At 69.4% G+C, this 25129-nt stretch carries 23 protein-coding genes; 12 read left to right on the forward strand and 11 right to left on the reverse strand.

Annotated elements, in window-relative coordinates; translation table 11 throughout:
- Nucleotides 1-3 precede the first annotated feature (3 nt).
- The 3 genes from NO978_RS06320 to NO978_RS06330 are packed head-to-tail and all read right to left on the reverse strand — an operon-like array spanning nt 4 to nt 3606.
- Nucleotides 4-1527, reverse strand: a complete 1524-nt coding sequence (locus tag NO978_RS06320) for a class I adenylate-forming enzyme family protein (protein WP_257298700.1) — start codon at nt 1525-1527, stop codon at nt 4-6.
- A 31-nt stretch (nt 1528-1558) separates the two neighbouring features.
- Nucleotides 1559-2599, reverse strand: a complete 1041-nt coding sequence (locus NO978_RS06325; protein ID WP_257298701.1) for a mandelate racemase/muconate lactonizing enzyme family protein — start codon at nt 2597-2599, stop codon at nt 1559-1561.
- Complete coding sequence (locus NO978_RS06330; RefSeq protein ID WP_257298702.1) at nt 2599-3606, reverse strand: 1,4-dihydroxy-2-naphthoate polyprenyltransferase; 1008 nt, start codon at nt 3604-3606, stop codon at nt 2599-2601. Before NO978_RS06330 ends, NO978_RS06325 begins: the two co-directional genes overlap by 1 nt.
- A gap of 749 nt (nt 3607-4355) precedes the next feature.
- Between NO978_RS06330 and gatB the strand changes: the two genes are divergently transcribed.
- Nucleotides 4356-5840: an Asp-tRNA(Asn)/Glu-tRNA(Gln) amidotransferase subunit GatB gene (gatB, locus tag NO978_RS06335; RefSeq protein ID WP_257298703.1), complete on the forward strand. Its 1485-nt coding sequence runs from the start codon at nt 4356-4358 to the stop codon at nt 5838-5840.
- A gap of 24 nt (nt 5841-5864) precedes the next feature.
- On the opposite strand, the gene NO978_RS06340 is transcribed toward gatB, so the two are convergent.
- Together NO978_RS06340 and NO978_RS06345 are read right to left on the reverse strand one after the other, a co-directional pair.
- Complete coding sequence (locus NO978_RS06340; protein WP_257298704.1) at nt 5865-7313, reverse strand: RtcB family protein; 1449 nt, start codon at nt 7311-7313, stop codon at nt 5865-5867.
- Between the two features lie 75 nt (nt 7314-7388).
- Nucleotides 7389-8519: a HAMP domain-containing sensor histidine kinase gene (locus tag NO978_RS06345; protein ID WP_257298705.1), complete on the reverse strand. Its 1131-nt coding sequence runs from the start codon at nt 8517-8519 to the stop codon at nt 7389-7391.
- A gap of 304 nt (nt 8520-8823) precedes the next feature.
- On the opposite strand from NO978_RS06345, the gene NO978_RS06350 reads away from it, so the two are divergent.
- On the forward strand, nt 8824-11367 hold the full coding sequence (locus tag NO978_RS06350) for a DNA topoisomerase I (RefSeq protein WP_257298706.1): 2544 nt from the start codon (nt 8824-8826) through the stop codon (nt 11365-11367).
- A 15-nt stretch (nt 11368-11382) separates the two neighbouring features.
- On the opposite strand, the gene NO978_RS06355 is transcribed toward NO978_RS06350, so the two are convergent.
- Nucleotides 11383-12045 carry a hypothetical protein gene (locus tag NO978_RS06355; RefSeq protein WP_257298707.1) on the reverse strand — a complete coding sequence of 221 codons (663 nt, stop codon included), beginning with the start codon at nt 12043-12045 and terminating at the stop codon, nt 11383-11385.
- A 130-nt stretch (nt 12046-12175) separates the two neighbouring features.
- On the opposite strand from NO978_RS06355, the gene NO978_RS06360 reads away from it, so the two are divergent.
- The 6 genes from NO978_RS06360 (at nt 12176) to NO978_RS06385 (ending at nt 16951) form a co-directional block, all read left to right on the forward strand.
- Complete coding sequence (locus NO978_RS06360; RefSeq protein ID WP_257298708.1) at nt 12176-12526, forward strand: hypothetical protein; 351 nt, start codon at nt 12176-12178, stop codon at nt 12524-12526.
- A gap of 78 nt (nt 12527-12604) precedes the next feature.
- Nucleotides 12605-13195: a dCTP deaminase gene (dcd, locus tag NO978_RS06365; protein ID WP_257298709.1), complete on the forward strand. Its 591-nt coding sequence runs from the start codon at nt 12605-12607 to the stop codon at nt 13193-13195.
- Nucleotides 13192-14088, forward strand: coding sequence for a thiamine-phosphate synthase family protein (locus NO978_RS06370; protein WP_257298710.1), 897 nt, complete (start codon nt 13192-13194; stop codon nt 14086-14088). The genes dcd and NO978_RS06370 overlap by 4 nt, the downstream gene beginning before the upstream one ends.
- Complete coding sequence (locus tag NO978_RS06375) at nt 14085-14756, forward strand: class I SAM-dependent methyltransferase (protein WP_257298712.1); 672 nt, start codon at nt 14085-14087, stop codon at nt 14754-14756. The genes NO978_RS06370 and NO978_RS06375 overlap by 4 nt, the downstream gene beginning before the upstream one ends.
- Before the next feature lie 53 nt (nt 14757-14809).
- Nucleotides 14810-16348: a SagB family peptide dehydrogenase gene (locus NO978_RS06380; RefSeq protein WP_257298713.1), complete on the forward strand. Its 1539-nt coding sequence runs from the start codon at nt 14810-14812 to the stop codon at nt 16346-16348.
- Nucleotides 16349-16405: 57 nt separating this feature from the next.
- Nucleotides 16406-16951, forward strand: coding sequence for a DUF4352 domain-containing protein (locus NO978_RS06385; RefSeq protein ID WP_257298714.1), 546 nt, complete (start codon nt 16406-16408; stop codon nt 16949-16951).
- 156 nt (nt 16952-17107) lie between these two features.
- Here NO978_RS06385 and NO978_RS06390 read toward each other — a convergent pair whose 3' ends face one another.
- From NO978_RS06390 to NO978_RS06400, 3 genes are all read right to left on the reverse strand, one after another.
- On the reverse strand, nt 17108-18043 hold the full coding sequence (locus NO978_RS06390) for a sulfide-dependent adenosine diphosphate thiazole synthase (protein WP_257298715.1): 936 nt from the start codon (nt 18041-18043) through the stop codon (nt 17108-17110).
- A gap of 275 nt (nt 18044-18318) precedes the next feature.
- A complete protein-coding gene (locus NO978_RS06395) occupies nt 18319-18933 on the reverse strand; it encodes a hypothetical protein (protein ID WP_257298716.1) in 615 nt (204 codons plus the stop codon).
- A 1-nt stretch (nt 18934) separates the two neighbouring features.
- Nucleotides 18935-19705, reverse strand: coding sequence for a hypothetical protein (locus NO978_RS06400; protein WP_257298717.1), 771 nt, complete (start codon nt 19703-19705; stop codon nt 18935-18937).
- 107 nt (nt 19706-19812) lie between these two features.
- Here NO978_RS06400 and mvaD point away from each other — a divergent pair, with 107 nt between their 5' ends.
- Complete coding sequence (gene mvaD, locus NO978_RS06405) at nt 19813-20820, forward strand: phosphomevalonate decarboxylase MvaD (RefSeq protein ID WP_257298718.1); 1008 nt, start codon at nt 19813-19815, stop codon at nt 20818-20820.
- A gap of 30 nt (nt 20821-20850) precedes the next feature.
- On the opposite strand, the gene NO978_RS06410 is transcribed toward mvaD, so the two are convergent.
- Together NO978_RS06410 and NO978_RS06415 are read right to left on the reverse strand one after the other, a co-directional pair.
- On the reverse strand, nt 20851-21528 hold the full coding sequence (locus NO978_RS06410; protein ID WP_257298719.1) for a hypothetical protein: 678 nt from the start codon (nt 21526-21528) through the stop codon (nt 20851-20853).
- 1 nt (nt 21529) lies between these two features.
- A complete protein-coding gene (locus tag NO978_RS06415) occupies nt 21530-22903 on the reverse strand; it encodes a heme o synthase (protein WP_257299135.1) in 1374 nt (457 codons plus the stop codon).
- Nucleotides 22904-23082: 179 nt separating this feature from the next.
- Between NO978_RS06415 and coxB the strand changes: the two genes are divergently transcribed.
- The 3 genes from coxB to NO978_RS06430 all read left to right on the forward strand — a co-directional run bounded on the left by coxB (nt 23083) and on the right by NO978_RS06430 (nt 25123).
- Nucleotides 23083-23865 (forward strand): cytochrome c oxidase subunit II, encoded by a 783-nt coding sequence (gene coxB / locus NO978_RS06420; protein WP_257298720.1) that lies wholly within the window; start codon nt 23083-23085, stop codon nt 23863-23865.
- A 69-nt stretch (nt 23866-23934) separates the two neighbouring features.
- Complete coding sequence (locus tag NO978_RS06425) at nt 23935-24072, forward strand: hypothetical protein (RefSeq protein WP_257298721.1); 138 nt, start codon at nt 23935-23937, stop codon at nt 24070-24072.
- Nucleotides 24073-24268: 196 nt separating this feature from the next.
- The gene (locus NO978_RS06430; RefSeq protein WP_257298722.1) at nt 24269-25123 is read left to right on the forward strand and encodes a heme-copper oxidase subunit III; all 855 of its coding nucleotides are present in this window, start codon (nt 24269-24271) and stop codon (nt 25121-25123) included.
- Nucleotides 25124-25129 lie beyond the last annotated feature (6 nt).

Raw genomic sequence — 25129 nt, forward strand, 5'->3', positions numbered from 1 at the left:
AACTCACTCGCGGGGGCCCCGGAGTCGAGCGCGGACCGCGTCACGGTCGACGGTCCCCGAGGCAGTCCGTGGCAGCGCGTCGGCGAACGCGACCGTCCGCGGGCGCTCGTGGTCAGCGAGGTGCTCGCGGGCGTAGTCGTCGAACGTGGCCGGCGAGCACTCACCGACGACGAGCGCGGCGACCCGGTCGCCCCACTCGGGGTCGTCGAGGCCGACGACGGCGACGTCCGTCACGCCAGGGCACTCCCGGAGCACCCGCGCGACCCGGTTCGGGTCGACGTTCTCCCCGCCCGAGACGAGCAGGTCGTCGACTCGCCCGGTCACCCAGAGCCGGCCGTCCGCGTCGCGATAGCCCACGTCGCCGGTGTGCAGCCCGAGCTCGGAGAAGGCGGCGTCGGTGTGTTCCTCGTCGAGGTACCCGTGTGTCACCTGGGGTCCGTCGGCGACGAGTTCGCCGCGCTCGCCGGGGTCGCAGGGCTCGCCGTCGGCGTCGAGGACCCGGAGGGTGACGTTCACGAGCGGCTGGCCGACCGTGCCGGGGTGCTCGCGGGCCGTCTCGGGTGGCGCGGTCGTCACCTGTGAGGACGCCTCGCTCATGCCGTAGGTGGGCCACGCGGGCACCCCACGCTCGGCGCATCGGTCGAGGAGGTCCTGGCTCGCCGGTGCGCCGCCGAGCAGGACGACCCGGAGCCGGTCGTCCGGACGCCACCCGAACCCGAGCAGTCGGTCGAGCATCGTGGGGACGAGCGAGACGCAGGTGCACCGATGGTCGCCGAGGTGCTCCGCCGTCGTCTCGGCGTCGAAGCCGCCACCGGGACCGAGGACCGTGATCGTGCCGTACAGCGTCGACCGGACGAGGGGTGCCAGCCCACCGACGTGGTAGGTCGGGAGCGGGACGAGCCAGCGGTCGTCGCGGTCGACGCCGAGACGGAACGCGGAGGCGGTGGCGCTGGCGACGAGGTTCCGTGTCGTCAGCCGCACGCCCTTCGGCCGGCCCGTCGTCCCGGAGGTGAAGACGAGGAGCGCCTCGGCGTCGGGGTCTGGGGCGTCACCGAGCGTGGGTGAGGCCGGCAGCGCGTCACTCTCGTCGCTCCCGCCGGACTCGTCGACCCACGCCGGGCCGTCCTCGTCGTCGACACTGACGGCCGTGCAGCCGTCTGGGGCGATCCCCTCGGCCATGGCTCGCGTGCCTGTCGTACAGACCAGCGCGTCGAGGTCGGCGCGGGCAGCCTGGTCCGCGAGGTCCTCGGTCGCGTTCCGGACGTTCAGCGGGACGAGCGGCGCGCGGAGGCGGAGCGCGGCGAACAGCAGCTGCGCGACGGCGGGTCGGGTCGGCGAGAGCACGCCGAGGCGACCATCCCCGAGGGGGGGGTCGAGGCGGTCCGCGAGGTCGGCGACGGCAGCGTGGAGTTCGCGGTAGGTCCACGCCGCCCCTGTGTCGGCGGCGACGAGCGCCTCGCGCTCCGGCGTCCGGCTCGCCCGTTCGGCGAGCAGGTCGGCCGACGGCCACTCCGTCGGCGGTCTCACCGTCGCACCACCTGCGGAGCCTGCACCCTGGTCACTCCCAGACCCCCTCCACACCGAGCCCCGGCTCCTGGGGGACCTCGATGACGCCGTCGTCGACCGGGCAGGGGTCCGGCCCCACGTCGGTCGAGAGCCAGTCCGCCGTCGCCAGCCCGCAGGCCGAGATACCGGGCACCGAGGCGGCGAGGTGGACCGCCGCGGTGCGTGCGACCGCCGCGTCGACCGTCGTCGTGACGACCGACGCGACCTGCTCCTCGCGGGCCTGCAAGATGGCACGCTTGGCGCGCTGGACGCCGCCGACGGCCATCGGTTTCAGGACGAGCAGGTCGGCCGCGCCGGCCTCCAGCACCGCCTCGACGGGGTGACTCGCCAGCGACTCGTCCAGTGCGACCCCGACCCGACCGCCGCGGAGCGCGGCGTGACCGGCGAGGTCGTCCGGAGGGAGGGGTTGCTCGACGTAGCGCACCCGGGCGTCGGCGAAGGCGTCGAACGCCTCGGCCGCTTGTTCGCGGTCCCACGCGCCGTTGGCATCGACGCGGAGTTCCACGTCCGGTCCGACCGCGTCCCGGACGGCCTGCACGCGGGCCACGTCGTCGCCGACCGGGCGGGTACCGGCCTTGAGCTTCACCACGCCGTAGCCCGCGTCGACGGCCGCCTCGGCCGCGTCGACGGTCTCCGCGCGGTCGCCGTCGCCGACCGTCGCGTTGACGGGCACGGCCTCGCGCTCGCTCTCGCGGCCGAGGAAGCGGTAGAGTGGCTCCCCCCTGCGGCCCGCCCGGAGGTCGGCCAGTGCGAGCGAGAGGCCGTGCCGGGCCGCCGGCGTGTCGACGAGGTCGCCCAGCACCTCGCCGGGTGTCGCCTCGCCCGCGTTCAGTCGGTCCGCAGCGTCGTCGAGTGCCGTCCGGCAGTCGCCCAGCGACTCGGTCCACGAGGAGAGCGGAGTCGCCTCGCCGACCCCGCTCTCGCCGCCGTCAGCGACCCTGACGAGGACGCCCTCGCGCTCGGTGATCTCGCCACGCGCCGTCGCCAGCGGCGTGGCGAGCGAGACGGCGAAGTCGCGCGTCTCTACCCGCATCAGGCCACCTCCGTCGGGGTCGGCATGGCGGGTGCTCCGACGGCCAGCGCGCCCCCGAGGGCGGTCTCCGGGGCGACGAAGCCGACCGAGAACAGCAGCGCGTACAGCGCGAGCAGCTGGCCGACCCGTTCCAGCGCCGGGTTCAGCGCCGCGCCGTCGGTCCGGTTCAGCACGGTCGTCGTGACGGTCCACGCGAGCGGCAGGGAGAGCCACGAGAGGAGCACCGTCGCGGGCACCCCGTAGCCCACGACGAGCGCGACGGGGGTGAGGTACGCCAGCACCAGCATCGACACGAACTCCGCGCGGCCGAAGCCGTAGCCGAACTTCACGACCAGCGTCTCCTTACCCGTCTCTCTGTCCTCCCCGCGGTCGCGGACGTTGTTCACCACGAGGATGTTCGTCGAGATGGCCGCCATCGGGAGGCTCGCGACGAACGCGAGGGCGAGCTCCGGCGCGTCGACGAGCCCGGTCGAAAGCGGCTCGCCGAGCAGCGCCGCCGCCTGCACGTAGTAGGTGCCGGTCACGGCGACCAGCCCGAAGAAGATGAACACGAACACGTCGCCCAGGCCGTGGTACCCCAGCGGGTACGGCCCGCCCGTGTACGCCACGCCGCAGGCGACGCTCACGAGGCCGACGACGAGGATGGGGACGCCCGCGACGTAGACGAGATAGGCCCCGGAGACGATGGCCAGCCCGAACGTCAGTACCATCGCACGCTTGACCGCGGCCGGCTCGATGAGGCCGCCCGCCGTCACGCGGGTGAACCCCTCCCGATTCTCGGTGTCCGCGCCCTGCACCGCGTCGTAGTAGTCGTTCGCGAAGTTCGTCCCGACCTGGATGAGCGCCGCGCCGATGAACGCAAAGAGCGCCGCAACCGGCTCGAACACCCCACCGTAGTACGCGACCGCGGTCCCCACCAGGACCGGCGACGCCGCCGCCGGCAGCGTCTGTGGCCGCGCCGCCATCACCCACGCCCGCGTCTTCGAGACGTCCGCCGTTTCGGTCATCTCTCCCGTCTTGGGCCCCCTCCCGTGTGAACGTTCTGTCTGCGATTAGTCTCGTACAACCTGTTTCGGTCCAACGAGAGCGGACCACTTTCATCATCTGTCGCCGGAACCGTGCGGTCCTCGAACAGCCAGAAAGCCCCGGCGGGCTACGCTCCCGCGACTCGCTGCGGTCCCCGCTCCGCTGCGGTCCTTACTTCGCCGGGGGTCGCGTAGCCCGCCGCCCCTTTCAGTCCCACCCCGCGACCGCACCGCGCCAGCCCTCCCCCTCGACACCCACGCGCCTGCCGGCGCGGGGTGTCTTGGCCGTGTGGCTGGTGACGGAATCGTCGAACCAACCGGCACGGCGCGCGCTGGCGAGCGTGCCGGAGGCCGCTCGCCATGCACGTGCGAGGGACGAGCATCGCAGCAAAGCGAGAAGCGCAGGAGGCTGGGGAGGCGTGAGGTGCGGTGTGGTTGCGGGGTGGGACTGAAAGGGGCGAGCGTTTCGGCGACGGCGGACGAAGCAAGCGACGCGAGAGCGGAGCTCTCGCGAGTCTGAGCGCGTCGCGCTCAGGCACCGGAGCGGAGCGAGGAGCGAAGCGAGTCCCCCGAGTCGAAACGCTCGGGGCTTTCTGGCTGTTCTCGTGACCCGGAATGTCGTCGTATGAACTGCTCCAGACTTCCGTGACGGTAGCAAGAACGACACAGAAAACAGCATTCAGACGCGAAACCCGTCACGCTTTAACCATCACACACCGAATCCAGTTCCAATGAGTACGCAGGCTGCCCAGGAGGGCGACCTCGCGGCGGTCATCGGGCTCGAGGTCCACGTCCAACTGGAGACGGAGACGAAGATCTTCTGTGGCTGCTCGACGGAGCCGACGGAGGAACCGAACACGAACGTCTGTCCGGTCTGTCTCGGACTGCCCGGCGCGCTGCCGGTGCTGAACGAGGGCGCGGTCGAGGCCGCGGTGAAGGTGGGCAAGGCCATCGACGCGGAGATACCCGAGGAGACGCGGTTCCACCGGAAGAACTACTACTACCCCGACCTGCCGAAGAACTTCCAGATCACCCAGTACGACGAGCCCATCTGTCGTGACGGGGAACTGGAGGTGTCGGTGGAGGGCGAGCGCCGCACGGTCCGCATCCGCCGGGCACATCTGGAGGAGGACCCGGGGAGCCTGCAGCACGTCGGGGGCGGCATCGACACGGCGACGCACACGCGGGTGAACTACAACCGCGCCGGCACGCCGCTGATGGAGATCGTCACGAAGCCCGACTTCCGGCGGCCCGCCGAGGCCCGGGCGTTCCTCGCGAAGCTGGAGGAGGTGCTGGAGTACCTGGGCGTGTTCGACAGCCAGCGCGACGGCAGCCTGCGCGTCGACGCGAACCTCTCCATCATCCCCGAGGACGAGATCGACGACGAGGGAGCCATCTCCGAGGAGACGCTCGAGGACGCGAACCGCACGGAGGTGAAGAACATCTCCAGCCACAAGGGTGCGGAGACCGCACTCGCCTACGAGGAGACTCGACAGAAGAACCTCATCCGGCGTGGGAAGGGCGTCCAGCAGGAGACCCGTCACTTCAACGAGACGCACGGCTCCACCGTCTCGATGCGCTCGAAGGAGGAGGAGAAGGACTACCGGTACTTCGAGGAGGCCGACCTCCCGCCGCTGCAGGTGTCGGACTGGAAGGAGCGCATCGCCATTCCCGAGCTGCCGGACGCCCGGCGTGAGCGGTTCGAAGCGGAGTACGGCCTCGACGACGAGTCCGCGTCGAAGCTCACCAACACGAAGCAGGTCGCGGACTTCTACGAGGACGTGGCGGAGTCGTTCGACCCGGACCTCGCGGCGACCTGGGTCGCGGACAACCTCCTCGGCGAGCTGAACTACCGCGACATGCAGATCACCGATATCGAGGCTCGTCTCGACGAGTTCACCCGCCTCGTCGAACTCGTCGCCGAGGACGAGATCACCACGAAGAACGCCGAGGAGATCGTCCTCCGGCGGATGCTCGACGAGGGCGAAGGACCCGACGCCATCGTCGAGAGCGAGGGGCTCGGCAAGACCGGCGAGGACGAGGTCGCCCAGGCGGTCGGCGAGGCCATCGCGGAGAACCCCGACGCCGTCTCCGACTACGAGGACGGCGACGACGGGGCGATCAACTTCCTCGTCGGACAGGTGATGGGGAAGACCGGCGGGAGCGCCGACCCCGGGACGGTGAACGGGCTGCTGCGCGAGGAGCTGGACGAGTAAGAGGACTGCTTCTCTTCGTCGGGGTCACTCCTTCGCCTTCAGGTTGTGCAGCACGTCCAGCCGCTCGACGACCTCAGCGGTCGGCTCCAGCGCTTCGGTAATCGCCTCCGAGGACTTGTACGCCATCGGGGCCTCGTCGATGACGCTCTCCTCGATCGACTCCGAATAGACGCCGTCCATCGCGTCGGCGAACTCCTCCACCGAGAACGTCTCGTGGGCCTCGCGGCGGCCCATCACTCGGCCCGCGCCGTGGGGGGCGGTCCGGTGCCACTCCTCGTTGCCCTTCCCGCGGGCGATAACGGAGCCGTCGGCCATGTTGAACGGGACGACGAGGCGCTGGCCGTCGCGGGCGGGGGTCGCTCCCTTCCGGATGGTCAGGTCGTGGAAGTCGATGTAGTTGTGGATGGACTGGAAGCGGTCGACTGGGTCGACGCCGAGCGAGTCACAGATCGCGTCGCTCATCAGCTCGCGGTTCCAGCGGGCGTACTGCTGGGCGAACAGCATGTCGACGAGGTAGCCGTGGGCCTCGCGACCTTCGAGCCAGTCGAGCTCCTCGTTGCGGTCGGTGCCGGTGGGGTCCATCGCGTTCAGGCGGTCGAACGTGCGCTCTATCTCCTTCCCGTCGAACTCCGCGCGGACCGCGTCGGCGTCGACGTGGGACTCGCCCATCCCGCCGGTGACCCAGGCGAACAGCTCGGAGGGCGTGACCTCGTCGGGGTCGAACTTCAGGTACTGCCGGTCACCCTCGTCGATCTGGCCGCGCATGTGGGCCGCGTCGCGGAGGTCGGAGGCGCGCTCCTGCCAGTACTCCGCGACGGAGAGCCCCAGGTAGCGCGACCCGGAGTGGACGACGAGCCAGTAGTCGCCCGACTCGCGGCCGCGGGCGAACTCGACGAAGTGGTTCCCGCCGCCGAGAGTGCCGGCCCCGCGGATGACGTAGCCCATCCCCTGGCGTTTCCGGGAGAGCACGCGGTCGCAGAGCCCCTCGAAGTACTCGCCGTCGTAGCCGTCGAACTCGAACTCGAGGGGGTCGACCGACTCGCCGAAGCGCTCGCGGTAGGCCGCGTCGAACCGCTCGAACACGTCGTTCGCGCGGTCGAACGGGAACTCGTCGACGAGGTGGACCGCGTCGTCGTAGTCGTGGACGTCGCGGCCCATGGGAATCGCCTCGCGGACGCGGCGCTCGCGCTCTTCGTCGTCGCAGGGCAGCTCGCGTCCGAGGTTCGTCGCCGCCATCCCGCAGCCGACGTCGACGCCGACGATGTTCGGGACCACGCGCTCACCGAGTGGCATCGTGAAGCCGATGGGTGCGCCCGCGCCCCAGTGGGTGTCGGGCATGACCCGAACCGGCTCGGTGAACGCGGGGTGGTCGACCAGCGTCCGGATCTGGTCCAGACAGTTCGCCTCGACCAGCGACTCGTCCTCGACCATGACGCGGGCGGTGGTGTGCGCGCCGTCCAGTTCGATCGTCACACCCCACCCTACTCCCTCGCCCGCATTTAAGGACTCGGACGTGTGTCTCCCTGTCCCGGCCCGCCGGCCCCCGACTCACTCCGCCGCCTCGACCGTGTCCACGCCGTGGAACTCGAACCGGGCACCGCCCTCCTCGCTCTCCGTTATCTCGACCGACCAGCCGTGAGCCTCCGCGATGGACTGGACGATGCTCAGCCCGAAGCCGGTACCGTCCTCGGCTGTCGTGAACCCCGACTCGCGCACCTCGGCCCGTCTGTCCGGTGGGATACCCGGACCGTCGTCGGCGACGTAGAACCCCTCGGGGAGGTCGCCGACGACCACAGTCACCTCGCTCCCGCCGTGCTGGAGCGCGTTCCGGACGAGGTTCTCCAGCAGCCGCTGGAGTCGACTCGCGTCCGCACGGACGGTCCGTCGCGACTCCATGACCAGCGTCGCGTCGGCGGTGTCGACCATCCGCCAGCAGTCACGGACGACGGTGTCGAGGGGCACGGCCTCGTAGTCGGTGACCGGGCGACCCTCTCTGGCGACTGTCAGGGCGTCGGTGATGAGCGCCTCCATCCGGTCGAGCGCCGCCGCGACGCCCTCGAAGTCGTCCGGGTCACCGGTCTCCTTCACCGACTCGAGACACCCCTGAGCGACGTTCAGCGGGTTCCGGAGATCGTGGCTCAGCACGCCGGCGAACTCGTCGAGCCGTGCCATCCGGTCCTCCGCGTGCTGATGCTCCAGCTCTCGCTCTATCGTCCGTGCGAGCAGTTCGGCGAACATCGTCTCGACGGCGTCGAACGCCTCGTGCCGCTCGTGTGACACGAAACAGACGGTGCCGACCGTCGACCCGTCTACCCTGACCGGCGTCCCGAGGTAGCACTCGAGCTCGTGCTCCCGGTACGCGGGGTCGTCGGCCATTCCCTGTTCGCTCGCCGCCGAGAGCACGAGCTGCTCGTCGGTGTCCACTGCCAGCCGGCAGTAGGTCTGGGCGAGGTCGATCACCGTCCCGGCGGCGAACGGTCCGTCCGCGGGGTCCGTGCTCACGGCCGCGCGCCAGTAGTCGTCGCTCGCGTCGATGCTGGTGAAGTGACCGTTCTCGACGGCGAGGAACCGGCTTCCGAGGACCAGAGCCCGCCGGATGCGGTCGTCGAGGGGGTCGTCGCTCCCCATGATCTCGTACAACCGCCGGCGGGCCGTCTCCGGGTCGAGCCGTGCACTCATGTGAACTGGACCTCCCAAGTGTAGCGTTGCTAGCCATACAAAGGTTCTTGCTGTGCGACGAGGCAGTGACGAGGACCCGGTTCCGGACGGACTGAGACGGCCACCAGGAACGGCGTCCGGTTGGTCCCCCTCTCCGCTGACGACGGGAGCGCGAGACTCGACCGACACCTCGCGTACGCGGCCGCTCGTGTCCGACGCTCAGGCGCACGCACACCCGCGCAGTCCGGCGGTTTTCGGCGAAAGCTCTAAACGGGGCGTGCGCTTATTCTCCCCCAATGAGCCAGGGACGACCGCGAGGTGGACGATGGAGCTGATTATCACCGAGAAGGACAACGCGGCCCGCCGCATCGCCGACATCCTGAGCGGCGAGTCCGCGTCCGCCGAGCGCGAGAACGGCGTCAACGTCTACAGGTGGGGCGGCAAACGCTGCGTGGGGCTGTCGGGCCACGTCGTCGGCGTCGACTTCCCGCCGGAGTACGACGACTGGCGCGACGTCGAGCCGCACGAGCTCATCGGCGCCGACATCCAGAAGACGCCGACGAAGGAGAACATCGTCGCGACGCTGCGACTGCTCGCCCGGAAGGCCGAGCGAGTCACCATCGCGACGGACTACGACCGCGAGGGAGAGCTCATCGGGAAGGAGGCCTACGAGATCGTCCGCGAGGTGAACGAGGACGTGCCCGTCGACCGGGTGCGGTACTCCTCCATCACCCAGCGCGAGGTCACCGACGCCTTCGCCGAGCCGGACGACCTGGACTTCGACCTCGCCGCCGCCGGCGAGGCCCGGCAGGTCATCGACCTCGTGTGGGGGGCGGCGCTGACGCGGTTCCTCTCGCTGTCGGCGCGCCAGCTCGGCGAGGACTTCATCTCCGTCGGCCGCGTGCAGTCGCCGACGCTGAAGCTCATCGTCGACCGCGAGCGCGAGATCGACGCGTTCGACCCCGAGAACTACTGGGAGCTGTTCACCGACCTCGCCCCGGCGGACGAGGACGCGGCGTTCGAGGCGCAGTACTTCTACCTCGACGAGGACGACAACGAGGCCGAACGCGTCTGGGACGAGGCGACGGCGGACGCGGTGTACGACGACCTGTCCGAGGCGGCGAGCGCGACGGTCACCGACGTCAACCGCCGCAGCCGGACCGACAGCCCGCCCGCGCCGTTCAACACCACGCAGTTCATCCGGGCGGCCAGCTCGCTTGGCTACTCGGCCAAGCGCGCGATGAGCATCGCGGAGGACCTCTACACCGCCGGCTTCATCACCTACCCCCGCACCGACAACACCGTCTATCCCGACGACCTCGACGAGGAGGAGCTGCTCGACGACTTCGTCGGCCACTCCGAGCTCGGCGAGAGCGCCGAGGCGCTGCTCGACCTGGAGGACATCGAACCGACCGAGGGCGACGAGGAGACGACCGACCACCCGCCCATCCACCCGACCGGGGAGATTCCCGTCCGGGGCAGCGACGTGGACGACGACGAGTGGGAGGTGTACGAGCTGGTCGTCCGCCGGTTCTACGCGACCGTCGCCGAGCCGGCCGAGTGGGAGCATCTGAAGGTCGTCGCCGACGTGGGCGACCACCGGCTGAAGGCCAACGGCAAGCGCCTCGTCGACCCCGGCTATCACGCGGTCTACCCCTACTACTCGACCAACGAGAACTACGTCCCCGACGTCGACGTCGACGACGAGATCGCCATCGAGGACGTCCGGCTGGAGGCGAAACAGACGCAGCCGCCGCGGCGCTACGGCCAGTCCCGCCTCATCGAGACGATGGAGAAGATGGGTATCGGGACGAAAGCGACCCGGCACGAGACAATCGAGAAGCTGTACGACCGTGGCTACATCGAGAACGACCCCCCGCGGCCCACCGCGCTCGCCGAGGCCGTCGTCGAGGCGGCCGAGACGTTCGCCGACCACATCGTCAGCGAGGAGATGACCGCACAGCTCGAACAGGACATGGACCGCATCGCGAAGGGCGAGGCGAGCTACGAGGAGGTGACCCAGGAGTCCCGTGAGATGCTCGACAGGGTGTTCGAGGAGCTCCGTGACTCCCGCGAGGAGGTCGGTGACCACCTCCAGGAGAGCCTCAAGGCCGACAAGCGGCTCGGGCCCTGCCCCGAATCCGACCACGACCTGCTCGTGCGTCGCTCGCGTCGCGGCTCGTACTTCGTCGGCTGTGACGGCTACCCCGACTGCGACTACACCCTCCCGCTGCCCTCGACGGGCAAACCCCTCATCATGGACGAGACCTGCGAGGAGCACGGGCTCAACGAGGTGAAGATGCTCGCCGGCCGCCAGACGTTCGTCCACGGCTGCCCGCAGTGCAAGGCCGACGAGGCCGGCGAGGGCCCCGGTATCGGCCCCTGTCCGGACTGTGGTGAGGAGAGCGCGCCGTCGGAGACGCCGCGAGACGGCGAAGCCAGCGACGCAGCGGGTGGCGAGCTCGCCGTCAAGACCCTCCGGAACGGCTCCCGGCTGGTCGGCTGCAAGCGCTACCCCGACTGCGACTACTCCGTTCCGCTTCCCCGGCGTGGTGACATCGAGGTCCAGGACGAGGTCTGCGACGAACACGGCGTCCACGCCTTACACGTCACCTACGAGGACGACGACCGCGAGCCCTGGGAGCTCGGCTGTCCAATCTGCAACTACCGCGAGTACCAGGAGCGCGAGAGCGAGTCCGGCACCGACCTGGAGTCCCTCGACGGCATCGGGTCGGCGACCGCCGAGAAGCTCAAGGACGCCGGCATCGAGAGCGTCGACGACCTGAAAGAGGCGGACCCGGACACCGTCGCCGGCGACGTCCAGGGCGTCAGCGCCGACCGCGTACGGGACTGGCAGGCGGAGGCCTGAACCGGTCGGCCGTTCTCAGTCCGCGACGCCGCGACGGACCCGCCGGACCGGTCGGAAGAGCCGCCGCGGGAGCCAGCCAACGAACCGAACCACGGGGTCGAGTCGGCCCCAGCGGGGCGGCCGCGTTCGGTAGCCGGCGTCCACCTTCTCCGCCCTGTTCTGCGTCTCGAGGTACGCCAGCGCGTCCGCGGCCCGCTCCGCCGTGAGTTCGAGATCCGCCGCCAGCTCGGTCGGCGTAACGGGACCGTCGGTCGCTTTCAAGCGCTGGTGGACGACCTGAAGCGTGCCCATGCGGCGCATCGCCTCGCCCGAGTCCTCGTCGATTCCGGCCACGAACGCCGGGCGCTCGGTGGCCGGCGCGTACAGCATCGTCGTCACCCCGTCCGCGACGAACCACAGCCCGGCAGCGACGACCGCCGCGCCGACTGCGACGGACCCGTCGACGACCGCCAGCAGCGAGCCGATCACGGCGACTAGCCCGCCGTAGACCACCCAGTTCGATCCTTCGGGTGTGTCTATGGACGCCTCGACGACGTTCCAGAGCGCGGTCCCGACGAACAGCACGGCGATGGGGAGCACGGACCCCGCCGTCGCGTCCGTCAGCACCACGAGCCCGACGAGGAAGGCGACGGTCGCCGCCGCAGTCAGCCACGGCCGGCTGTCAGTGTGGAGGGACATACCGGGCCGTTGGATCGCATCGGTCGTAATCGTTCCCCTCCGAGAAGCGACGTGTCGTGCCCCGTCCGGAACGCGAGAGCGAGCAGAAACAGGGGGGCCCTATATTAGCGCTGCCGACGAATCCAAGGATATGGTGTCACTCATCGGCTCCGTCGTCTCGTTCGTCGTCGCACTGCTCGTCGGCGGTCTCGCCATCTACGTCGCCGCTCGCGTCGTCGCCGACGTGGACGACTACAGCCACGCCGTCGTCACCGCGCTCGTCGGTGCCATCGCGTGGTCGCTCGGCTCGCTGGTGCCGCTGTTCGGCGTGCTGTTCGCGCTACTGGCCTGGATCTGGGTCATCAACTGGCGCTACCCCGGCGGCTGGACGGACGCCGGCATCATCGGGTTCGCCGCCTGGGTCGCCGCGACGCTCATCATCTACCTGCTGAACGTCGTGTTCAATCTGGGTGTCGGGGCGTTCGGGGTTCCGGGAGCATAGCCCGGTCGATTAGCGCTGTTTTCACGCCACGGAGTCCAATCGAGAACCTTTACCCGCAACCCGGTGGACACTCCGAGCATGATACTTTCGGACGCGGACATCCTGCGGCGGCTCGAGGAGGGCGACCTCGTCGTCGAACCGCTCGACGACATCGACCTGCAGGTGCAGCCGGCGAGTGTCGACCTGCGGCTGGGGCGGGAGTTCCTGGAGTTCCAGCGGACGAACATCCCCTGTATCCATCCGAACTCGGAGAGCGAGGTTGACGAGTACGTCAACGAGACGGTCGTCGACCCCGAGGGAGAGTTCATCCTGCATCCGGGCGACTTCGTGCTGGGAACGACGAAGGAGCGGGTGGAGATCCCGGCGGACCTCATCGCCCACGTGGAGGGCCGTTCTTCCCTGGGTCGTCTTGCCGTGGTAGTACATGCCACAGCAGGGCTGTGCGACCCGGGGTACCGTGGACAGATAACCCTCGAGCTCTCGAATCTCGGGAGCGCGCCGGTCGCGCTGACGCCCGGGATGCGCATCTCCCAGCTGACGTTCACCGAACTGAAGACCCCGGCAGAGCGGCCCTACGGGAGCGAGCGGGGCTCGAAGTACCAGGACCAGACCGGCCCCCAGGCGTCCAAGATTCAAGGCGATCACGAGTTTAGTGGAGACCAGAAATGAGATTCGTCGAGGAGATCGTCGTCGAGGAGTTCCTCCCGACGTTCCGCTCGATGCTCGCGGAGGACCTGCGCGACCGCGGGTTCACCCAGAGCGAGGTCGCGGAGGCACTCGGCATCAGCCAGTCCGCGGTGTCGAAGTACGCCCACGGCGACGTGACTCGACGGCAGGAGTTCGTCGAGGACGAGCGGGTTCAGGAGCTCGTCGCCCGCGTCGGCGAGGGGCTCGCGTCGGACACGATGCGCCCGGTTCAGGGGCTCGTGGAGGCGGAGGTGGTCATCCGGCAGCTCGAGCGCGGTGACCTGCTGGCGGCGATGCACAGGGAGCAGATGCCCGAGCTGGCGGAGTACGGCGCGGAGTTCGCCATCCACGACCCGGACAGCGACCTGCGCAGTGCCGAGCGCGTGCTCTCGTCGCTCCGGCGCGGGCTACGCGTGCTGGAGAACACGAGCGGGTTCGCGGGGCTCATCCCGAACGTCGGTTCGAACCTGGTGGCGTGTACGCCCGACGCGACCACCATCGACGACGTGGCGGGTGTGCCGGGCCGCATCGTGGACGTGAAGGGCCGGGCGACGATTCCCGCCGAACCGGAGTTCGGCGTCAGCGAGTACGTCGCGAGCGTGCTGCTGGCGGCGCGCGATGCCGGTAGCGGTGCCAACGCGGCGGCGAACATCCGCTACGACCCCGACATCGTCGCGGCGCTGGAGGAGCAGGGCCACGTGACGGCAGCGTTCGAGAGCGAGGAAGACGTTGCGGCGGGCGTCGCGGCGGCGCTGGACGAGACGCCGGACGCGACGGTGCTGTACCAGACCGGCGCGGTCGGCATCGAACCCATCTGCTACGTGCTCGGCGACGACCCCGTCGCCGTCGCGGAGACGATTCGCGAGCTGACATGAGCGACGGGACTGCCGCCGCGCGAGCGTTCTACGGCCGGTGGGCGGGACTGTACGATTTGGTTGCGACGTACGTTCCCGGCGTCGGCGAGCTCCGTGACCGCGCAGCGCGGGCGCTCGCACTCGACCGGGGCGACACCGTCGTCGAGATGGGCTGTGGCACGGGTGCGAACCTGCCGTACCTGCGCGAGCAGGTCGGCCCCGATGGGACGGTCGTCGGCGTCGACTACACCCGCGGGATGCTCGACCAGGCCCGCGGACTCGTCGACAGGAGGGGCTGGGGGAACGTCCACCTCGTCCACGGTGACGCGACTGCACCGCCGGTTTCGGGACCCGTCGACGGCGTCCTCGCGACGTTCGTCTCGGGGATGTTGGCGGACCCTGCCGCGGCCGTCGACGGCTGGTGCGACCTCGCGACCGACGGGACGGTGGTGCTGGTGGACATGGCACTGTCGGACGAGCCGGTGGCCGCCCCGGTGAACGCGCTCTTCCGTGCGCTGACGGTGCTTTCGACGCCGCCGACGCACAAACTCCGGTACGACCCCCCGCCGCACGACCTGTTGCGCGAGCGGGTCGAGTCGGCCCGCGATGCACTGCTGGACCGGGCACAGGCGAGCCACCGGGAGGAGCGCGTGCTCGGCATCGTCCGCCTGACCGGCGGGCGGATGTGACTCCGTGACAGACGACGAAAAAGCGTTTTAATAACCGTGTGAAATGCAACGCTATGGCCGACGCCCGCGAGTACCACGAGCGCACGAAGCACACTCCCCGCCAGTTCAGCGAGATGGAGTTCGAACTCGACTTCGACAACCAGCCACGGCCGTCGAAGGTGTACGCCGATCTACCACGACGCTCGCTGGGTGCCGTCGTCGACCCCGCGGAGACACCGGCGCTGTCGGCCGTCGACACCTCGACCGCCGGCTCCGCTGGCGGAGCCCGAACGTCGATGGACGGCGACGCACTCACCACGCTCTGTCACTACTCGAACGGCGTCACGAAGACGCTGGACCGCGGCGGGCAGCAGGTGGCGTTTCGGGCGGCCTCCTGCACGGGGAAACTGTACCACGTCGACTGCTACGCCGTCTGCGGTGACCGCGAGGACACGGACGCCGGCGTCTACCAGTACGACCCCGAGAGCGACGCGTTCCACGTGCTCCGGGAGGGAGACTACCGCGGTGTACTCGCAGACGCAGCGGGCGGACAGACGGGCGTCGCCGAGGCGCCGGTGACCATCGTCGCGACGTCGACCTGGTGGCGCAACGCCTGGAAGTACCGCGACCGGACCTACCGGCACGCATTCTGGGACTCCGGAACCGTGCTTGCGAACCTGCTCGCGGTCGCCCACGCCGGCGGCCGACGCGCGGAGGTCGTGTTGGGGTTCGCCGACGACCCCGTCGTCGACCTCCTCGGAGTCGACCCGGAGGACGAGGGACCGCTCGCACTGGTCCCCGTCGGGGGCGACGACCCCGCAACGGACGTCCCCGAAGTCGACTCCATCGACCCCGAGGTCGTCCTCGACTCCGACCCGGTCGACTACCCGCTCGTGCACGACGCGTGGGACCAGAGCACGCTCCTGGAGGGCGACGCGGCGGCTGCGTGGCGCGAACGGTTTCCGGCTGACGACGCGGCGGCCGACGCTCCGGGCGTGCTCGGAACGCACGCACCCGGCGACGGCGAGCGAGTCGAACTCGACCCCGTCGACGCCGAGACCGCCTCCGCCCGTCCGGTCGGGAACACCATCAGACGGCGCGGCTCCTCGCGGGAGTACACACACGAGTCGATCAGCGACCGGCTGTTCGCGACGGTGGTCGACCGGTCCCTCGCCGGCGTGCCGACGGACTGCTTCGACGGCGGCGACGGCGTCCTCGACTACTACTGCCTCGTCCACGCCGTCGACGGCATCGAGTCCGGGGCCTACCAGTACCACCCCGGGTCGACCTGTCTCGAACGGCTCGGTGACACGGACCGCGAGACGGCCGGCCACCTCGCAGCCGGTCAGTCGGTCGTCGGTGACGCCGCCGTGAACGTCTACGCGATGGCCGACGTCGACGCCCTCGTCGAGCGGTTCGGCAACCGCGGCTACCGGCTCGCCCAGCTCCAGGCCGGCGTCGAGCTCGGCCGACTCTACCTCGCCACGTACGCCCACCGGCGGCTCGGCGGGCGGGGGTTCACCTTCTTCGACGACCTCGTCACCGAGCACCTCTCACCGCGTGCGTCGAACCAGACGCCGATGACGCTGTTCGCCTTCGGCAGGCCGGCGTGATGTGTCGTGCCAACGAACGGCACAAGAATTATCCGAGACTGATACGTCGAGAGGCGTATGCAATCGAACCGGCACGTCGCCATCGCCCTCACACTCGTCGTCCTCGTCGCCCTCGCGGGCTGTACGGACGACTTCGGCGGCGGTAGCGAGGAGTCGTACGGTATCGGCGAGACGGCCGAGCTCGGACAGGAGAACACGACCATCGCGGTCACGGTCGACGACTACCGGTTCGCCGACTCCTACGACGCGGCCGCCGACTCCGGCGGGACCCGGACCGTCACCGCGCCGGACGGTGAGCAGTTCCTCTTCGTGAAGGTGACCGTCGAGAACGTCGGGAACGAGGACGGCGCGACGCCGGCCGTCGCGGTTCGCCCGCGGAACTCCACCGCCACCGACCCGGACGGCGCACCAACGTGGGCGACCGACGGCCTGTACCGGAGCATCCGACCGCTCCCGACCGACGAGTCGCGGACCGGCTGGGTCCGAGCGACCGTCGCCGGCAACGTGACCGCCGCGGACGTCGAGGTCGCCTTCTCGACGGATATCCTCGTCACCTCGGGCGAGTACAAGTGGCTGCTCGTCGAGGACGACGAGGAGGAGTAGGGACACACAGGCGGCCTTTGGGTAGGGACAGGCATCGTGCGGTAGCTGTCAGCCACCGTTGCGCCGGGCGCGAACGGAGTGAGCGCCCGGTCTTTTTGGCCGAGCTTTTTGCGCCGAGCGGTGCGCCGGAGGCGCACCCGAGGCGTAAAAAGGTCGTCAGTCGTCAGCGGGGGCCGGTGCGGGCGAGTCCGACAGCGTCACGGGCTCGACGTCCTTGTCGAGCTCGTCCAGCGCGACCTGTGCGGCCTTCTTCCCGGAGACGAGCATCGCACCGAACGTCGGGCCCATACGCGGGAGGCCGTAGGCGGTGGCAACGGCCATGCCGGAGGCCACGAGACCGTCGTGGACGAGGCCGGTATGTTCGACGACCTCGTCCTCGCTGCGGCCGACCCACATGGAGTCGTGGCCGGGCGAGTCGTGGCCGGGCGCGCCGTAGCTGTCGTCGCCGGTCTGGTCCATGACCTCGCCGCGCTCGTTCGCGGCCTGGATGCCCGGCGCGTCGAGCACGCCGCGCTCGTCGAGCTTGTTGATGGCCATGGCGTCGTGGCCGGTGGAGTCGATGACCAGGTCGGCCTCGACGGCGACGGGGTCGACGCAGGTGATCTCGCGGGGGAGCGCGTGGACCGGCGTGTAGTTCATCACGATGCCGGAGACGCGGTGGTCCTCGCGGACGACGATGTCCGTGAACTCCGTCATGTTCTGCATCTTCGCGCCGGCGTCGCAGGCGGCCTTGATGAGGCCCGAGCAGGCCTCGGGTCCGTTGGCGACGTAGAGGCCGTCGACATCACCGGCCTCGTCGTACTCGACGTCGAGGTCGTCGAGGATGCCCTGCGCGGGGTCTCGGACGGTGACCTTGTTCATGAGGAAGCCGCCGAGCCAGAAGCCGCCGCCGAGGTAGTTGTTCTTCTCGACGACCATCACCTTGACACCGCGTTCGGCGAGCTCCTTCGCCGCCGTGAGGCCGGAGGGCCCGCCACCGACGATGATGACCTCGCTGTCGGAGAAGTCGAGGAACTCCTCGCTCCACTCCTGGCCGATTGCGCGCGTTACCTCCGCTTCACCGACGTCCGCGAACGAGTCGAAGTCGTCCATACAACCTAGTGGTACCACCCAGATGTAAAAGGTGTTCCGGTCCGTGAAACGTGGGCGGAAGCCGAGTTCACGCTCCGGGTTCTCGGAGTCGCTACACTGACGGCCGGGAGCAGCTAGAACACCCCCGTTCGCTCGCCATCCCCGACTGGTGGGACGCCGACCTCGTCTCTGCTACCGAGTGGAAAGATCCCTTCAGTCCCAGCCGACCGCGACCGCGCCACAGCGGCGCGGTGCTGCCGAAGAGTCCACACTAAACGTGAACCCAGCCCCCGGTATCACGCCGACCGAAGGACGGAGAGCAGTTCGTTCCGGTACGTGCCGGGGTCGTCCGCGACGCCGGGCGCGACGGCGTCCAGCCCGTCGGTGGGGTACGCGCCGCCGGCGAGGCGGAACTGGCCGTCGGCGACCCAGACCGAGAGCCAGCCCTCGACGGCGACTTCGGCCTCCGCTGGGCGGTCACCGTCCCCAGCGAATGCGTCGGCCATGGGGAACGTCGCCTCGTACCGGGTGAGCCGGGCGCGCGCTCCACTGTCGGTCCGCAGCCGGTCGTGGCGGCCGCGTTCGACGTTCCGGAACCCGCGCTCGCGCAGGTCCTCGGCGAACTGACGGCGGGCCGACGAGGCGACGGTCGGGTACAGCGATGCCGGACCCAGGCCGGGGGTCAGCGGCGGCTGGAAGGAGAGCTGTGTGGCGAAGCAAAACCTCCAGGGCTGGTCGAGCGCGCCGTCGGTCGCCTCGCGTACCGCCGCCCGCAGGTCGGCGTCCTCGTACAGCCGTGTCGCGCCGAGCACTCGCACCGTCGCGAGGTCGAACACGACCTCGGTGGACTCGTCACTGAGCCGCCAGCCGTCGCCGTCCGGCGCCAGGGCGGGGTACGACGACGCCGACATCTCAGGCCTCGCGGGTGCCGTCGGCGGTGTGGACCGTCGTTTCGCCGTCGACCACGGCTGCCCACGAGGTGACGAGGGAGCCGTCGTCGAAGATGTGTTCGGGCACGAGCGGCATCGCGACCGGCTCGAAGGCGTGCTCGCGCATGGCCTTGATGGTGCCGAAGCGACCGAGTTCGCTCCCCCAGCGGTCGTACACGTGGAACGTCTTGTCGCCGCCGCGCTCGTAGGACAGCGGGAACGCGTCGGCCGGCGGGCAGGCGAGCGCGTCCACGTCGTCGAAGCGCGCGAGCACTTCCGTGCCGTCCTCGAGCACGACCTGCTTGCGGTCGGAGCCGGTGCGGTCCCCGTCGCCGGCCTCGGGCGGGTCGCGCTCGCGCCAGACCAGCTCCCCCGCCGGTGCCAGGGCGTAGTGGCCGTTCGCGAGGGGGACGCGGTCGGGGCCGTCGTAGAAGGTCCGACAGCGGTCCTCGTCTTCGGCGGCGAGACAGTGCGGCCTGTCCAGCACCTCGACGACGGCCGCGAGTGCGTCCACGTCCGGGACGACGAACAACGCGTCGTGGCCCCGTGCGAGGACCGACGCGAACTCCGGGACCAGCGCTGCGGGCTCGACGTGTCGGTCGTCGAGCGTGACGACCGCCAGCGGTCGGTCGGCGCCGGTCAGGCGCCGGGTCCCGCCGTGTGGGTCGCCTACCACGGCGTGGCTCGCGGTTCGTAGGTCGTAGCCTGCCCGCTCCAGGATATCCGTTCCGTGGTCGTGTTCGTCCCGTTCCATGTGAGTAGTTCGCACTCTGGCCGCTTGAACGTTCGGCAAGTGGTGACCGTCGAAAGCTCCCCGAATCACCCGTGACTTTTAAGCGCGCGTCGGTCGGCTATCGAGGTATGAAGGCAACCGCGATGGCGCACCCCATCCAGGGACTCGTCAAGTACCACGGCATGCGCGACGACATCGAGCGACAGCCGTACCACGACTCCATCAGCGTCTGCACGGCCCCGAGCCACACGAAGACGACGGTGGAGTTCTCGATGGACTACGACGAGGACATGTACATCGTCGACGGCGAGGAGCTGGAGGGCCACGCCTTCGACCGCGTCGAGCGCGTCGTCGACAAGGCGCGGGACATGTCCGACGCGGCTCACACCGTCTACCCCGTCAAGCTCGAGTCCGAGAACTCCTTCCCGTCGAACGTCGGGCTGGGCTCGTCTGCCTCGGGCTTCGCCGCCGCCGCCATGGCGCTCTCGGAGGCCGCCGAACTCGACGCCTCGCACGCCGAAATCTCGACAATCGCGCGCGTCGGCTCCGCGTCGGCCGCCCGCTCGGTGACAGGTGGCTTCTCGCACCTGCGCGCCGGGTTGAACGACCGCGACTGCCGCTCCCACCGCATCCCGACGGACCTGAAGGACGAGCTCAAGATAATCGTCGCGCTCGTTCCGTCGTACAAGGACACCGACGACGCCCACTCGGAGGCCGAGAAGAGCCACATGTTCGGCGACCGCCGGGCGTACGTCCAGGACCAGCTCGTCGAGATGCGCGACGCCCTCCACGCCGACGACCTCGAGCGGATGGGCCACATCGCCGAGCAGGACTCGCTCTCGCTCGCCGCCACGACGATGACCGGCCCCGACGGCTGGGTGTACTGGCAGCCCCCGACGCTCGCCGTCTTCAACAAGGTGCGCGAGCTGCGCGAGAACGGCTACGAGGACGACGACGACGTCGACAGCGTGCCCGTCTGGTTCTCGACCGACACCGGCGCGTCCGTGTACGTGAACACCACCGCCGACCACGCCGAGCGCGTCAAGGAGGCCGTCAGCGAGACCGGCGTCCGGACGACCATCTGGGAGGTCGGCGGCCCGGCACGCCTGCTCGACGAGGACGAATCGCTGTTCTGAGGTTTCGGGCGGCGACCCTCCGAGAGAGGGTCACAGCGACGGCCGCCAGTACAGCAGTCCGACGGTGACGACGAACACCGCCGTCGAGAGGGGGAGCGACTGCTGGTACGCCTGCGCCGCGAGCGCCGAGGAGCCCCCGGTGACGCCGGTGACGATGGTCGCGATGACCGGCCAGCTACAGGAGACACAGGAGAGCAGGCCGAGCACTCCGGAGACGGCCGCTCCAGCGGCGTCGATGACCGTGACGTAGACCAGGTACGAAAGCGCCGTGTAGCCGACCACCTGATACGGGAACAGTCGGACGATGAGGAGCTCGCTCTCGTAGGTGGCCGCGGGGCCGAACCCCGGCGGCAGCGACGTGGCGACGTACCAGCCGTAGGACGGGTCGTACCCCGGCACCGAGACGAACGCGTAGCCGAGGTCGAGCAGCCCGCCGAAGTACGCGAGTATCAGCGCGTAGCCGACCGCGACGACGGCCGCGACTCGTCGGCGGCGAACTGGTGCCGTCGGCGGGTCAGTTCGCCAGAGCGCCCACAGCCCGACGTTGATCCAGACGAATGGCAGTACCACCAGCGAGAGCGAGATGGAGCTGACCTCCGTGAGGTACAGCAACGCCAGAAGCGCCTCGATGGTGAGCACGATGAACCCCGCGAACACGGTCGACGGTTCGGGGACGAGCGACGCGAAGTCCACGCGTTCGGTCGTCATCTCACAACACCATCGAGTCCACGACGACGGCGCCGAGGAGCGCACCGAGATACGCGTTCGAGGCGTGGAACGCGCGGAACGCGGCGTCGGTCGTGCGCTCGCGGTGGAGGCGGACGATCGCCCAGAGGAACACCGCGCCGACCGTGATGCTGACGAAAGCGTACAGCAGTCCGAGGTCCGAGACGGCCGCGAGTCCGCCCGCGCCGGCGAGCGTCGCCGTGAAGTACCAGACGATGTGCTTCCTCGTCACGGCGTCGCCCCGGACCAGCGGGAGCATCGGGAACCCGCCGCGGGCGTAGTCCTCCTTGTACGCCAGCGCGAGGTTGTAGAAGTGCGCGGGCGTCCAGAGGAAGATGACCGTCGCGAGCGCGAGCCCCGGCAGGCCGATGGTGCCCGTGACCGCCGCCGACCCGATGAGCGCCGGTAGTGCGCCCGCTGCACCGCCGACGACGATGTTCTGGACCGTGTTCGGCTTCAGCACCAGCGTGTAGACGACGCTGTAGAACAGGATGGCGACCAGCCCGAGCACCGCCGCGAGCAGGTTGACCGCCGCGAACGAGAGCAGGGACGCGGTCCCGAGCGCGAATCCGAACGCCAGCGCGTTGCGGACGGGCACCACGTCGACCGCGAGCGGTCGGTCGGAAGTGCGCTGCATCTTGCGGTCCACGTCGCGTTCGAGCACGTGGTTGAACGTCCCCGACGCACCGATGGAGAGGACGCCGCCGAGCATCGTCAGGGCGACGATGCGGACCGTGAGGTCGGCCGCGCTCGTGGCTGCCGCGAGCGCCATCGCCGCGCCGGCGACCAGACAGAGCAGCCACATCAGGCGCGGTTTCATGAGCCGGAAGTAGGCGTTGGCGACGAGTTTCGCGCGTGCGAGCCCGCCGGTCGGGAGGTCCCGGGCCGGTGCGTCAGCCTCCTCGTCAGCATCGTCGATCGGGTCCGCGTCGACGGACGGGTCGTAGTCGGCCTCGGTCGCCGTCGCGGACTCCAGGCTCCAGGCGAGTGCGAACATCGCCGCGCCGAAGATGGAGACGCCGACGGTCAGGTGAACGCCCGAGAGCAGCGCCGTCGGCGTCGCCGTGGTCGCGGCGACCGCGCCGAGGCCGACCTGCACGGGGTAGAGCACGAGCGCGCCGGCGAGTGCGAGCTTGACGCGACGGCTCGCCGGGCCGAGCCAGGCCGCCGCGAACGTCGCTGCGACCGCGAGGCCGACGAACAGCGCGGCAACGCGATGCCCCCACGCGACGAGCAGGTCGGGGTCCGAGAGCCCGACCAGCCACTGGCCGTTGCAGGCGGGCCAGGTCGAGCAGGCCTCGGACGCCCCGGTGATGGCGGTCGTCCCCCCGACGAGGACGAGCGCGTAGACGCCCATCGCGGTCGCTGCGAGCAGGCCGGTGAACCGGCGATGCGAGCCGACGGGCCGGGGGTACGGTCGGGACACGGGTACTAGGGAAACCTTCGACTGGGAGCACTTAGAATCGACGCTTTCACCCGGTCGTCGCCCCCGAGTCAGCACATATTTAACCCCGTCTTCCTAACCGTCGAATCGACATGAACGCAAAGCGAATCGCCCCGCTGGCCACATTCGGGGCGGCGCTCTTGCTGCTCGCTGCCGACCCGGCGGCCGCGCAGTCGACGTCCGCCGAGGCCATCAACGGGCTCAACGAGCGCCTGCTCGTCGTCGCTATCCCGATCACCGTCCTCGTCGAGGGCATCCTCATATACACTGTCCTCAAGTTCAAGGACAGCGACGAGGCCAAGCCGACCCGGGAGAACCGTCGTCTGGAGATCACCTGGACCGTCGCGACCGCCGTCATCCTCCTGTTCGTCGGCATCGCGACGACGATGGTCATGGCCGACCAGTCGGTCGTCACCGACGACGTCGAGGACCGCGCCGACATCCCCGACGACGCCGAGCACATCAACGTGACCGCGGAAACGTACGCCTGGACGTTCGATTACACCCGCCACAACGTCTCCTCCAGCTCGAAGCTGGTCATCCCCGAGGGGCAGGAGACGTACTTCAACATCACGACGAAGGACTGGCTACATGCCTTCCACGTGCCACAGCTCGGGCTCAAGCAGGACGCGGTCCCCGGTCAGAACAACTACATCATGACCACCGGGACCGAACCCGGGCTCTACCAGGGCTACTGCGCGGAGTACTGTGGCACCGGCCACTCCGCGATGATGTTCGAGGTCGAGGTCATGCCCCAGGGCGAATACGAGACCTGGCTCGCCGACCAGTGTACCGGTGAGTGGAACGAGGAAGAGCTGACCTGCGAGGCGCCCGCAGGCGGCACCAACTCGAGTAACGCGACGGTCGCGGCCTGACGACCGGACGCCGCTTCGACGTACGACGCCTGATTCAACTTTTGCTGTCCGGAGTCCCAGTGCGCAGCCGTGCGTGGTCCCTTCACCGCACGCTGGAACACTCGCCTCCTCGGCACACCGCTCCAGCTTCTGGTCGGGGTCCTCGTTGCCGGCACGCTGGCCGTCGCTGGCGCAGTCGTCGCCCTCCGGCGGCGCTCGCGACCCTGATGCTCACGGCGCTCGCCCTGACCGGGCTAGCAGTGATTCGGCTCGCGCTCGTCTTCGCGACCGGCTAGCGCCTCGGGCGAGCTGACAGCGCCACGACATTCCCCGGCAAGGGATGCCGGTTCCCCCGGTGTTTCGCCGAATCGGGGCGCGAACGCGCTTGGATGGATTTTTGGTAGTCCACTCGTAAGCCCCTTCCATGACAGTTGCCGAAGAATCCGGGGACGACCACGGGCACCACCTGCCGGCCGTCGAGGACTGGCCGCGCGGGTTCGGCGAGGCCAGCTGGTGGCCGTTCGTCGCCGCACTCGGTGCCGGTGGTATCTACCTCGGTGCCGCGTTGTACGTGCTCGTGACCAGGAACATCGTCGGCTACGGCGTGTTCGCCGGCGCCGCTATCGTGAGTACCCTGCTGTTCCTGGTCGGCCTGTTCGGCTGGCTCTACCACGCCTTCATCGTCTCCTTCTGGGAGCGCGGTGCAGACGAACAGAGCGAACACAAGCTCAGGTGGGGGATGGTCGCGTTCCTCGGCTCCGAGGTCGCCACCTTCAGCGCGGGCTTCATCTACTACTTCTTCGTCCGCGTCGGCGACGTGGGCGAAGTGCCCGAACTGTTCGGGAGTCTCGTGCTCGTCAACACTGCACTGCTGGTCGCGTCCAGCTTCACTATCCACTTCGCACACACGTCGCTGCTGAAGGGCAACCGCAACCGGTTCATCGGTCTGCTCGGCACGACGCTCGCCCTCGGGCTGGTGTTCATCGCCGGCCAGGTGTACGAGTACTACGAGTTCATCGTCCACGAGGGGTTCGCCCTCGGCTCTGGCGAGTTTAGCCAGGTGTTCGCCAGCGGCTTCTACGCGCTGACCGGCCTGCACGGCCTGCACGTCAGCCTGGGCGCGGTGCTCATCGGCATCGTCTTCGTGCGCGCGGTTCGTGGCCAGTACTCCGCCGAGCGCCACGTCTCCGTGAGCACGGTCTCGATGTACTGGCACTTCGTCGACATCGTCTGGATCTTCCTCGTCGTCGTCCTGTACGTCGGCGCACCCGTCGCGTAACCTGCG

The organism is Haloarchaeobius sp. FL176 (assembly GCF_024609245.1).
GTDB lineage: Archaea > Halobacteriota > Halobacteria > Halobacteriales > Natrialbaceae > Haloarchaeobius.